General features: G+C 46.3%; 7 protein-coding genes. 5 read left to right on the forward strand and 2 right to left on the reverse strand.

Annotated elements, in window-relative coordinates; genetic code table 11:
* Window positions 1–141: 141 nt before the first annotated feature.
* Complete coding sequence (locus MHI38_RS00945; protein WP_167375824.1) at window positions 142–279, reverse strand: hypothetical protein; 138 nt, start codon at window positions 277–279, stop codon at window positions 142–144.
* Between the two features lie 100 nt (window positions 280–379).
* Window positions 380–1,210, reverse strand: a complete 831-nt coding sequence (locus MHI38_RS00950; protein ID WP_341180840.1) for an AraC family transcriptional regulator — start codon at window positions 1,208–1,210, stop codon at window positions 380–382.
* A 119-nt stretch (window positions 1,211–1,329) separates the two neighbouring features.
* Between MHI38_RS00950 and MHI38_RS00955 the strand changes: the two genes are divergently transcribed.
* From MHI38_RS00955 to MHI38_RS00975, 5 genes are all read left to right on the forward strand, one after another.
* Window positions 1,330–2,790 (forward strand): alpha-L-fucosidase, encoded by a 1,461-nt coding sequence (locus MHI38_RS00955; protein ID WP_341180841.1) that lies wholly within the window; start codon window positions 1,330–1,332, stop codon window positions 2,788–2,790.
* A gap of 648 nt (window positions 2,791–3,438) precedes the next feature.
* Entirely contained in the window at window positions 3,439–8,718 is a 5,280-nt protein-coding gene (locus MHI38_RS00960; protein ID WP_341180842.1) for a S8 family serine peptidase, read from the forward strand.
* Between the two features lie 245 nt (window positions 8,719–8,963).
* Window positions 8,964–10,151, forward strand: a complete 1,188-nt coding sequence (locus MHI38_RS00965; RefSeq protein WP_341181891.1) for a GntR family transcriptional regulator — start codon at window positions 8,964–8,966, stop codon at window positions 10,149–10,151.
* A 248-nt stretch (window positions 10,152–10,399) separates the two neighbouring features.
* Entirely contained in the window at window positions 10,400–11,701 is a 1,302-nt protein-coding gene (locus tag MHI38_RS00970) for a glycoside hydrolase family 125 protein (protein WP_154889336.1), read from the forward strand.
* A 20-nt stretch (window positions 11,702–11,721) separates the two neighbouring features.
* Window positions 11,722–13,101, forward strand: coding sequence for an extracellular solute-binding protein (locus MHI38_RS00975; RefSeq protein ID WP_341180843.1), 1,380 nt, complete (start codon window positions 11,722–11,724; stop codon window positions 13,099–13,101).
* Window positions 13,102–13,149 lie beyond the last annotated feature (48 nt).

The raw sequence follows: 13,149 nt of genomic DNA on the forward strand, positions 1-13,149 counted from the left end.
GCGTATGGTACACATTGCAAAGTAATGCGAAAGAACAACCTCCTGAACAGAAAGCAGGAGGTTGTTTTTGTATAATCTTTTGCACATTAGGAATTGCATCAGTTATGTATGTCCAGATGTCCAGCATGGAACGATCAATCGTTATCTCGGTTTAACGGTTCCCGTTTGTCGATCAGATAACACGCTATATCCGTTGTCTGTCGGTGCCGCCGAAGCAAAAGCAGCGAATGAGGAGACAACAAACAGGGCAGCAAGGAGCAGGAGCGTTTTCTTCGTCATATACAAACCTCCCTTCTGCAAGAATGAGCCACACATCCATTTTAATCCAAAAATGAAACTTGTGGGAATGTTTTTTCGGAGCTGAACTATCTTTTGCAATTCAGTTGACCACCGTCGTTTGCTTGCGATATTCAGTGGGATTCAATCCGGTGTGTTTCTTGAACTGTCTGGAAAAGTAATACGAATCGCTGAATCCGAGATTGTCCGCGATTTGAGTCATCGTTAGAGAGGTGCAGTGAAGCATCTCTTTGGCTTTATCTATTTTTCGGCTGGTCAGATAATGAATGGGGGGCATTCCTACTTGCTGTTTGAAAAAACGAATGAAATAATTCGGATGCATATGCAGCATCTTAGCCAAATCCTGAACGGACATGTTCTCTTCGATATGAGTATCAATATAGGTGAGCAAGGTGGATAATTTTTCAACCACGGGCACGTTCAAGTAGGTAATCTGGTTCACATCCAAGTTCATGATGTAATAGGAAAGCAATTCTGTCAGTTTACTCTTGGCCATCATGTGGGCGTAAATTTCATTGGAATTCGCGTAGGTTAACACACTGCCAAAGATGTCCTGAAATTGTTCAGGTTGATTCACGTCAACAACGTGTGGGAATTTGAGAATCTGAAATAGATTGATTCCCCCGACTTTGGCGGAAAAATGACACCAGTATTTGAGAAAAGGTTTGTCACTGATAACTGAATAGGATTGTTTTATTCCTTCCGGCATCAAAAAGAGCTGTCCTGGTTTGGGGTAATATTCCTGATCCCCGATTCGAAGCCAGCCTTCCCCCTCGCAGATATAGTACAATTTGCTATAGTCCGGTGTGTAGTCCAGATCTCTCCAATCCGGGCCGCAACGGTTGTAATTCACCATGAATAGATCCACTTCCAGATTGGACAAATAGTTGGTCAGCAGTGTTTGATGATCCATGAGCATATCTCCCTGAAAGTTATTATCGTCCATCTAATCGTTAGAGTTCTGCATGTGCATCGGAGTCCTGCCACACTACAATACAATTGTAGTCAACCAGGAAAGGATGGGGACAGCACATGAACAAACATGAATATTTGCAACATATTGATAAAACTATTACTAACGGAAAATTCAAGGACAACTGGACTTCGCTTCGTGAAATCGTCGTTCCCGAGTGGTATCCAAAAGCGAAATTCGGCATTTTCATCCATTGGGGCGTGTATTCGGTTCCGGCTTATGATAGTGAGTGGTACTCCCGTAATATGTACATTCAAGGGTCAAAGGCCTATGAACATCACCTTGAGGTGTATGGAGACCATAAGGAGTTTGGATATAAGGATTTCATCCCGATGTTTAAGGCAGAGAACTTTGATGCAGACGAATGGGCGACTCTATTTAAACAAGCAGGTGCAAAGTATGTTATGCCGGTTGCCGAGCATCATGACGGTTTTCAGATGTATAAAAGCTCTATCTCTCACTATAACACATATGAAATGGGCCCTAAACGTGATGTATTAGGTGAGATGAAAGTCGCCTATGAGAAGCAAGGGTTAACCTTCTGTGTGTCGTCCCACCGTGCCGAGCACTGGTTCTTCATGTCTCATGGCAAAGAATTCGATTCCGATATCAAGGAACCGTTGCAGTGCGGGGATTTCTACTGGCCCGCCATGCCGGAGCCGCCCGATTTTCAAGACCTGTACGGTTCACCGCCTTCGGACGAATTTCTGGAAGATTGGCTCATTCGATGCTGTGAACTGGTAGATGAGTATCAACCGAGGGTGTTCTATTTTGACTGGTGGATTCATACGGCGGCGTTCAAGCCCTATCTGAAAAAGTTCGCAGCGTATTATTATAACAAAGGCGAGGAATGGGGCATTCCGGTTGCCATCAATTACAAGCATGATGCGTTTATGTTTGGTGCAGCGGTTCCTGATGTAGAGCGTGGACAATTCGCTGAGCTTAAGCCTTTTTTTTGGCAGACGGATACCGCAGTTGCGAGAAATTCCTGGTGTTATACGGAAAATAATCAGTACAAAACGGCAGAAGAGATTATTCGGGATCTTGTGGATATCGTCAGTAAAAATGGAAGTCTACTGCTCAACATCGGGCCACGTGCAGACGGAACGATTCCAGACGAGGATCGCAATATTCTGCTAAGTATCGGGAAGTGGCTGGAAGTGAACGGAGAGGCGATCTACGAGACCACGTACTGGCGTACGTATGGTGAAGGGCCTACAGAGGTGAAGGAAGGTCAGTTCACTGACGGAGATACGAAGGTTTTTACAAGTGAAGATATACGATTTACGGTAAAAGGCAGTAGTCTGTATGCGACGGTAATGGTGTACCCGGATAACGGAATCGTGCACATCCAATCGTTGAAAGAAGGATCTCCGCATTTTCATGGAATAATTGAGCAGGTTCAGATTCTGGGATATGAGGAACAGCCGAATTGGGAGCGAGATGAACATGCTTTAACGATTACCACTATAGGTGTGCAGAGCAATGTACCTGTCGTATTTAAAATTGATCTGGACTAAGTGTGAAGAGAACTGGCGTAAGAGCTGGTTCTTTTTTATGGATTATGCGCAAATGCGAAAGGAGTATAGGTCGAAGGTGTAGACAACAGATGTGTAAAAGCATGATATAGACTTATTTTCTATTTTTTTCAAATAAGGACTTGTGCAGTTCCCACTTTGAAACTATACTATACCAATAAAATCCAATTTAAGCCTAAATTTAACTTTTATATGTAATTCAAGATGTATTCTGTTAATCAACCCGTACGAATCACACAGATTCACTTACCACTTCATGGCAAGCGTTATACGAACACTTCCGAATATCCTCCACACGAATGCTTACGACATCCCAGTTACTCTCTTATGACACCCACGCTAATTATTGATGACCTCAGTCAGCATAAAGACCTTTATCTAAGTGCCATTTTCTCACATTTATTTAACCTATGGACAATTTCCAAATGTTTCAGTTCCCTATGTTCCCCTAACCAAACCTGTAAAGGAGGTGAGGCCGTATGTGAAGTGAAAAGAAAGTAAGTAAGGTGAAGTAAAAGATGTCCGATGATGGTCACTACACCGCTACGAAATCAACAATTGCATTCATTCACAGAGAAGGGTACTTGTACTAGACCAAATAATAAAGCCGTGTAAAGGGAGTGGAAAAGTTTGATAAAATTAAAACCGTTACGCAAGCCCGTTTCCATGGGGCTCTCGCTTCTCCTTGCATTATCAATGGCACTTCCGGTTTCTGCACAGAACTCATCCTCATCTAAAATCGATATGAAGTCCAGCTTGGCTGAGGTTTCAACGTCTAAAGTGAATGCCAAACTGACCAAAGCCTTTGAAGGTAGCGAATATGTCACCTATCTTGTTAAAATGAAGGAACAGGTAGACACCAAGGCTGTCTCCAAACAAGCGATGGAAAAGGCAACGATTGCCAAGGAAACACCTTCGGCAACCAAGCTGTCTGTGCGGAACTCTGTGGTGAGTTCACTTCGTGAAACGGCTTCGCGGACACAATATTCGATCGAAAATTATCTGGAAAAGGAAATTGGCCTGGGGAAGGTCAAAGAATATAAAAGTTACTTTATCGTGAATTCACTCGCGGTCACCAGTACGAAAGAAGTCATGGAACAGATTGCGTTGCTGCCAGAGGTAGAGAAAGTTCTGCCGAACGAAACGCGATATCTGGATAAGGCGGAAGTAAGCAAGCAGCCAGCGAGTGTGTCGCCAGCGAAGGATTCCGTCCAATCACCGGCTAAAGAGTCAGCTTCACAAGGAACTGCAACCAAAGAAGCGGATTCCAAGGTGAAGAAACAGACTGAAAATGTGGAATGGAATATAGACTACATCAATGCACCTGCGATCTGGGAGCGAGGCATTGATGGAACAGGCATCGTGGTTGCCAATCTGGACAGTGGCGTGGATTACACGCATCCGGCGCTTCGCAGTAAATGGCGTGGTCTGGACGCTTCAGGCAATGTCGTTGATCCAGAGCTAAGCTGGTACGATCCGCATAGCGGCGCGACTCTTCCTGCTGATGCAGACGGACACGGTACCCACACCATGGGAACGATGGTTGGTTCCGAAGCGAACGGCACGAATAAGATCGGTGTTGCACCTGGTGCAAAGTGGATCGGAGTGCGTATTTTTAATCCGGAAACAACAGATGCCATTATTCTGGATGGCGGACAATGGCTCATTGCCCCAGTGGATGCCGAAGGCAATCTGCATCCTGAACTCGCACCGGACGTTGTAAATAATTCATGGGGCGGAGGCGCAGGGCTCGACGAATGGTTTAGACCGATGGTTCAGGCTTGGCGTGATGCTCAGATTTTCCCTGAATTCTCTGCAGGGAATGTACGATTGGGGAATCCGGGCGGTCCTGGTTCCGTTGCGAACCCGGCCAACTATCCTGAGAGTTTTGCTACAGGAGCAACCGATATTAACGGCAATTTAGGTTCATTCTCATTGCTGGGACCATCCCCGTATGGTGAGATCAAACCAGAAGTATCCGCCCCTGGCGTGAACATTCGTTCAGCCGTGCCTGGAGGTACATATGAAGGTGGATGGGACGGCACATCCATGGCAGGTCCGCATACGACGGCGCTCGCAGCATTGTTGCTTCAAGCGAACCACTCTCTTAACGTGGATCAGCTGGAACAGATCATCATGGATACGGCGACACCGCGAACCGATAGCAAATTTCCGGTTACCCCGAATAACGGCTATGGTCACGGAATCATTAACGCACTGGATGCGGTTGGTTCGGTTCTCGAAGGCATCGGTACTGTCTCCGGAAGAGTGGTTACGGCTGGAGATGATCTGGAAGAGCCGGTGCTGGAGCACACGCCTGTAAATACGGCGTTTACGGGTCTGGACATTCCTTTAACGGCACATGTGACAGATAATGTAGCGGTAGTTTCCGTCGAAGCTTTTGCCAGAACCAAAGGCACGAAGCAGTACGTCTATCTTCCAATGAATCGGATTGAAGGAGACAGTAAAGCAGGTACGTATACTGCGACGATTCCGGCTTTCCTGATTGAGCCAGAAGGTGTGGAGTATTACATTCGAGTGAATGATTATGGCAACAATGGATTTGAGAGTAAGGTATATAACATTGCGGTGTCTAATGGTGTGAAGCCTGGATATTTGCAGGACTTTGAGGCCGATCAGCTTGGCTTTACTACGGGCGGCACAGGCAGTACGTGGGTTTGGGGGGCACCTGTAAGCGGGCCGAAGGCTGCTTACTCAGGTGAGAAAGTGATTGCTACCAATCTGCAAGGCACGTATCTGCCTAATAGTAATGCGTACTTGCTTGCTCCTCCGATCGACTTGACAGAAAGCCCTGAAGGGGCATTGTTAACATTCAAACATTGGTATGATATTGAGAATAATCTCGATTTTGGCAAGGTATACATTGCTTCTGAAGATAACGACTATGTATTTGAAGAACTGCTTAGTTACACAGGAACGAGTGGTGGATGGAAAACACAGTACATTGATCTGCGTGATTATGCCGGACAGCAGGTGTTCATCCAGTTTAATCTGACCAGTGATGCTTCAGTTCAGAAAGCTGGTTGGTATATCGATGACTTTGCCGTTCAGGAACTAGACGATATTGCTCCAGGAACGCCTTCAGCTTTGTCTGCAACAGCGGATATTCTGGGGAACGTAACGTTGAACTGGACGGGTTCGGATGATGAGGATCTTGAATCTTATGTGGTTTACCGTTCCGAAACGGCTAGTTCCGGTTATGAGGCTGTCGGCACGGTGAAGAAAACCACATTTACAGATACGGCTACGGAGTCGAACGCTACGTATTATTACACCGTGGCGGCACGTGACTATAGTGGTAACGAAAGTGAGAAATCGAATGAAGTTTCCATCACCGTAGAGGTGCCGGAAGATATTTATATCGATTCGTTTGATGGAAACGATGATAATGGCTGGACTCATGCCGGAACCAAGGATGAGTGGGAACGAGGTATCCCGTTAACGGGTCCTTTAAGTGCGGTATCCCCGCCTAATGTGTGGGCAACCGATCTCGACAACACGTATGAGAATGGTTCCAACTACTCGCTGGTATCCCCGGTGATTGATTTGACGGATGTCTCTGATGCGACACTTACGTTTAATCACTGGTATGAGATTGAAGGTGGATATGACTTCGGTTATGTCGAAGCTACCAAAGATGGAGGAACAACCTGGACGGAACTCGGCAAATTCTCGCATAATACCAACGGAAAACAGTGGACACCTGTCTTCTATGGACTGGACGCACTGACTGGGAATGAAGTTCAATTCCGTTTCCGATTAACCTCGGATAACAGTGTGGTGAGAACAGGTTGGTTTATCGATGATTTCCGTGTACTGGGTGTTGCTACACCAACGGTAACAAAGGATGAAGCCGTTGTGCTTTCGAGTGACAAACCTAAGCCGGACTATGATAATCCATGGTACAAAGTTACGCGTACAGACAAAGCAGAATTCAATAAGACGAAACAACAAGAGCCTGCTATCGAAAAACCGGGCACGGGTTCAGTTCAGCCGCAAAGTCTGCCGGCTAGTGCAACGGTTACCGTGCTTGAGACAGGACGTTCTGTGAAAACAGACTCGTCAACAGGGAAGTACAGCTTCACACATGTTGCAGGAGAGTATACGTTAAAAGCGGAGGCATACGGTTATTATCCGCAAACGAAAACGGTGACGATCACAGATGGTGGCGGAGCCAAAGCCAACTTCAATCTGGAAACGATCCCTTATGGACAGATCAAAGGGGTGGTTAAGGATGAACGCTCAGGTCAACCGATAGCGGATGCCTCGGTACTCGTTGTGGAGGATGCTAAAGTAGCAGAAGTTCGTACAGGAGCAGACGGAAGTTTTACGCTTCAAGTGTTAGAGGGAAGTTACACATTGTCGGTTCGCGCTGCGGACTATTACAGCAAAAAAGTTACGGTGACTGTTCCGGGCAACGGCACAGTAGATAGTAATATCGCTTTGAAACCATTTATCGGTTTCCCAGGTGAAATTGCTTATGACGACGGTACAGCCGAGAATGCAAGAGCTTTTAATGCTGCTGATAATGCATGGGCCGTTCGAATGACTCCAGAGCTCGAAACAGCTCAAGTCACGGGAGCTTCGTTCCGATTCTGGAATACGGAGTGGCCTGTACCTGGTGGGACTGCTTTCCAATACGCGGTTTATGATGCATCAGGTGCTGGTGGAGCACCAGGCAAAAAGCTTGCTGGACCGTTCAATGGTACGGCATTGCGGAACGATCAGTGGACTTCCGTAGAATTCCCTGAGCCAATTATTGTGACAGGTGATTTCTACATCGTTTATATTCAGAGTTTAGCGGGTACAGCTGCTCCTGGTCTGGCTACGGACGAGGATGGAACTTATGCGGCCCGTAGCTGGCAGCGTGTAAGCGGGGCATGGAGTGCTTCCCCTGCTGAAGAGGGGAACTACATGATCCGCGCAGTGGTACAATATCCGGTGAATGCTCCGGTGCTTACACCACCAGCGAATACGTATACCAATCAGTCTACCTTTACGATCGCTGGAACATCTCCTGCTTCTGGAGCACAGATCAAGTTTTACAATGGCAAGGATGCTGCAGGAACAACAACCGTAAATAACGGAAAATTCTCTTATGGAGTGAAGCTGCGGGCAGGCGTTAATGTGATTACCGCAGAAGCTGTCATTAATGGTAAAACGACAGATCGTTCGCTTCCCGTGATTATCATTCTTGACCAGACCAATCCGCAAGTGAATGGTGTCAGTCCGGCGGAAGGAAGCCGGATTAATACCGAGGTCGTTCATGTGACAGGCAGTGTGGTGGAACAATTCCTCGACAAAGTCACCGTGAATGGTCAAACCGTGCAGGTTGACAGAGACAGAAAGTTCAGTCATCGCGTACTGGTGAATAAAGGTGAAAACATCATCACAATTGTGGCAACCGATCTTGCCGGAAATAAAACGACAGTAACACGTAAGGTTTATGTGGAAACGGAAGCGCCTGAACTTACCGATATCACGCCAGCCCAAGATGTACGAATTACATCAGGGGAAAGTCTCAACGTTTCGTTCAAAAGCAAACCGGGATTGCAAGCCTCTTTCCGAGTTCAGTTGCCTTTGAATCTAAACGCGGACGGTGCGGGAGAGGTGCCTCTGGTGGAAACAGAACCGGGTATATACACAGGCTCTTACACAACACCTGCTAATCTTGTGCTTGAAGGTGGAGTCATTGTGATCCGGGCACAGGATGCTGCAGGCAACAAGGCTGAAGCTCAAGCTACTGGAAAATTGTTTGTCCATGCAGAGCAAGGAGAAAACAAAGCAGAAGAGCAACCTGTTCCAGAGAAGGAAGCTGAGGCAGGGAGTGACCTGAAATCGGACCCAACCGATACAGGCTCTAATCCCGCTGAAAGTCTTGAACCATAGTCTGATCCGTCAGGGAGCATAACCTGTCCATGCTTTGAGATCATCTGAATGGAAGTTCTGTAAGCTATATAGGCCTTGTCAGCTAAAATCAGTATCTTTTAAAAAACGGTAAGCCTGGAATCAGGGCTTGCCGTTTTTTGGGGTTTAACTATGCACACATACAATAATTTTAATCTCTCCTTCACTTTAATGATATAACATGATATATTAGGATATAAGAATTATGAAGTAAAGTGTTTATGGAGGTGCTTGTATTGGCGAAAGACTCGGCTTCCAAGCCGATGTATGAACAGATCTTTGAGTCGTTGAGAGAACGAATACAGCAACATCAATATAAAATTGGTGATCGTGTTCCATCGGAAAAAGAACTATGTGACGAATTCGGCGTGAGCCGGATTACAACGAAGAAGGCGCTGGAAATGCTGACCAATGAACAGCTGATTGTTCGACAGCCGGGACGTGGTTCATTTGTGGCCGATACCGCTTTGGATGAGTTAGGACGAGAAGTTACGTCTGTAGCCAACAAAGGACAGAAGCAGGAACGTAAACTGCTCATCGGTCTGGTCATTACCAATTTCAGCGATATGTATGGAACAGAGCTTTTATATGGTATGGAGGAAGCTTCACGAAAACATGACAGCTTTCTTGTGCTTAGACGTTCTTTCGGTATTCCCGAGCAGGAGGAACAGTGTATCCGTGAGTTGCTGGAGCTTGGGGTAGACGGTTTAATTATTTTCCCTGCACAGGGGGAATATTTTAGTGACGAGATTTTAAAACTGGTGGTTGGCAAGTTCCCGTTTGTAATGATAGACCGATATCTTAAAGGGATTCCCGCTTCCTCGGTTAGCACGGACAATGTCAGAGCAGCAAGAGAAGGGACAAAGTATTTGTTCGATCTGGGACATCAGCATATTGCTTTTCTTACGCAGCCTCCAGTGAACACAACGACCATTGAGGAACGAATTGAAGGTTTTATTGAGGCGCACAACGATCAGGGTATACTTGTGAATCGAGAAATGTGGATGGAGTCTATCCTTTCGTCCTTGCCGAATGAATTCGATCCTGAAGCCAAGCATCGTGACGTGGAGAAGCTTGTTGCGCATTTTAAAAAATACCCGCAGATTACAGCGGTTTTTGCAGCTGAATATGACATTGCATTACTTGCTTTAGAGGCCGCAGAACAGTTGGATATGCGTGTACCCGAAGAACTGTCCATCCTGTGTTTTGACAGTCCGCATACCGAAAGGTATTCGCGAATTACCCACCTCAAACAGAACCAGTTTGATATGGGAGAAAAGGCGTTTGAAATGGTCTTGCAACATATGCAAGGTCAAGAACTAGGCGGGGTTAAGCGAGTTGTCCTGCCTGCGTCCATCGTAAAGGGAACCTCGACAAGTCAGGTAAGAGAGCGTGCTGTTTTTCAACCGAAATAAGGGTATTGAATTTGTGGAATTCGATGCACCAGATGGATAAGATCAGATGAATATAACGGAGGCTTTGGTGACGAAGTCTCTTTTTGTTATGCATATGTTCTTATTGGCTTTAATGACAAAAGTTAACATACCATTTGATTTATTTTATGTAAATAACATGATGTTATATAATTAAATATATTGACATAACATTTAATTCGTTTTAGGATGATGAAAGCGGTTAAACTTTTGATGTTTAAGGAGGACTCATGCACATAACGAGAAAAGATCAGAACATTTCTCCTTCCATTCAGCAGATGATCGGCAAAGTGAAGGCTAGTTTGCCAGACCATCCCAAGCTTGTGGAGATGTTTGAAAACTGCTTTACCAATACATTAACAACGACGATTCAGCGTAAGGAAGACGGGACAACATTCGTCATCACCGGGGATATTCCCGCCATGTGGCTTAGGGATTCTGCGGCTCAGGTCAGACCGTATCTGATGCTTGCTTCAGAAGATCAGGAACTGTCGGATATGATCGCCGGGCTGGTTGAAAGGCAACTGAGATACATTCTGTTAGACCCTTATGCAAACGCTTTTAACGAAACAGAGAGTGGCAATGGACATCAATCGGATCTTACAGAAATGAATGACTGGATCTGGGAGCGGAAATACGAGATTGATTCACTGGCGTATCCAATTCAGCTCAGTTATCTGCTATGGAAAAATACAGGCAGAACAGATCAGTTTAATGCCACGTTTCGTAATGCCGTCAACGAGATCATCTCTTTATGGCAAGTAGAGCAACATCATGAGACCCGTTCTCCATATACATTCCAGCGACTGGACGCCCCCGAGACGGATACGCTCGGAAGAGAAGGGCGAGGCACAGAGACCGTTTATACGGGTATGACCTGGTCGGGTTTCCGCCCAAGTGATGACAGATGTGAATACGGATATCTGATTCCATCCAACATGTTCGCGGTAGTAGCTCTCCGATATGTAGAGGAGATTGCACTTGCGTTACTGGATGAACCTATGCTGGCTGAGACAGCTCGAAAGCTGGCGGAACAGATTGACGAAGGAATTCGGAAATATGGAATGGTGGAGCATCCTGAATACGGGACGATCTACGCGTATGAAACGGACGGGAAAGGCAACCACAACCTGATGGATGATGCCAACGTACCAAGTCTCTTATCTTTACCCTATCTCGGATATGTTACGGAAGATGACGAGATCTACCAGAACACACGCCGGTTCATATTGTCCGCACAGAACCCTTATTTTTATGAAGGTTCTTCGGCTTCCGGAATTGGTAGTCCGCACACACCCGAAGGATATATATGGCATATCGCCTTATCTATGCAGGGACTAACTTCTGTAGATCGGAATGAAAAAATGAACATGCTTCAGTTGATCCAGCGGACGGATGCGGATACAGGTCTGACGCATGAAGGTTTCTCGGCGAATGATCCACATGAGTATACCCGTCCATGGTTTTCCTGGTCCAACATGTTATATAGCGAGTTAGTCATGGATTATTGCGGATTCCGCATACAGAAATAGGACAAAAAGGAGATCGAGACATGAGAAAATTTTCGATGAAACTGCCGGTGGCAGCTATGATGACTTCTTTGCTTATTCTGACGACTGCCTGCTCAAGTGGAAGTTCTTCCACAGGCACGACTAGCGATGGGAAAAAAGAAGTAACCGTATCGTTCCGTTCCTCTGGTTCGGAGGACACCCTTACGAAGTTTTTCAAATCCGGACTGGTCGAGCAGTTTGAGAAAGATCATCCCGATATCAAGATTAACATAGCACCTGTGCTTGCTAGTGAAGGCGATTACACTTCCAAAATGGTGTTACAGATGAAATCACCGGATACTGCACCTGACGTCATTGCCGAGGATACCTCTATTATTAAATCGGACGCAGCTGCAGGTTATCTGGAGCCTCTGGACGAGCAAGTGAAAGGCTGGGCAGATTGGAACGGCAAAATGATCGACAACCTGAAAGCCGGAGTAACTGGCGAGGACGGCAAAATCTATGGTATACCAGCGACTTCGGATACACGCGGCATCTGGTATAACAAAGAGCTGTTCCAGCAAGCTGGACTACCTGTACCGTTCAAACCGGCAAGCTGGGATGAAGTTCTGGAAGCAGCCCGCACGATCAAGCAGAAGCTGCCTGGCGTAACGCCGCTGAATCTCATTGTCGGTAAAGCAAACGGCGAAGGCGTAACGATGCAGACGCTGGAGATGCTGTTATATGGTACAACGGATACGCTCTACGACGATGCAACGAAGAAATGGGTTGTGAACAGTCCGGGATTGCTGGATTCCTTCAAGTTTATTGATCAGGTCTTCAACAAGGACAAAACCGGACCAACCATGCAAGTAGCGCTTAACGGACAGGCAGGAAGCATTGCGTTCCAGCAGCAATTTCCGCAAGGCAAGCTGGCAATGGCGGTCGATGGAAGCTGGGCAGGTTCTACATGGGCGGAAAATGGAGCTGCTCCGATTCCGAATGTAGAAGAAAAAATCGGTTTCGCACCGTTCCCGACACAGAATGGACAGGAGCCAGGTGCGACCACAATGTCTGGAGGCTGGGCGTGGTCCGTTCCTGCTCAGGCGAAAAACAAAGAAGCAGCCTGGACGTTTATTGAGTTTCTGATGAACAAAGAAAACGCAACAGCACGTGTCGTTGCCGAGGGCAGTCTCAGTCCACGCAACGATTCGACAGAAGTTGAAGGGTACACGAATCGCCCTTATACGAAGGAAGCACAAGAGCTGTTGAATGTGGCTCACTTCCGTCCGGCCAATGATCAATATGCATCGGTATCCGCACAATTGCAAAGCATCGTGGAGAGCATTGCCTCCGGAAAACTTACGCCGGAAGATGCCATCAAACAGTTCAAGGATAATGTCTCCCGAGCAGTTGGAGCGGAGCATATCGAAGAAAAATAGTTTACTTGCAAGAGATGTGAATTAGATATCTATAGAAGTTGAACTTGT

Source organism: Paenibacillus sp. FSL K6-1558, assembly GCF_038002565.1.
Taxonomy (GTDB): Bacteria; Bacillota; Bacilli; order Paenibacillales; family Paenibacillaceae; genus Paenibacillus; species Paenibacillus polysaccharolyticus.

Bases quoted from the DNA above. Each gene is read 5' to 3' on its own strand.
- MHI38_RS00945 (WP_167375824.1), bottom strand. From the start codon at position 279: ATGACGAAGAAAACGCTCCTGCTCCTTGCTGCCCTGTTTGTTGTCTCC.
- MHI38_RS00950 (WP_341180840.1), bottom strand. From the start codon at position 1,210: ATGGATCATCAAACACTGCTGACCAACTATTTGTCCAATCTGGAAGTG.
- MHI38_RS00955 (WP_341180841.1), top strand. From the start codon at position 1,330: ATGAACAAACATGAATATTTGCAACATATTGATAAAACTATTACTAAC.
- MHI38_RS00970 (WP_154889336.1), top strand. From the start codon at position 10,400: ATGCACATAACGAGAAAAGATCAGAACATTTCTCCTTCCATTCAGCAG.
- MHI38_RS00975 (WP_341180843.1), top strand. From the start codon at position 11,722: ATGAGAAAATTTTCGATGAAACTGCCGGTGGCAGCTATGATGACTTCT.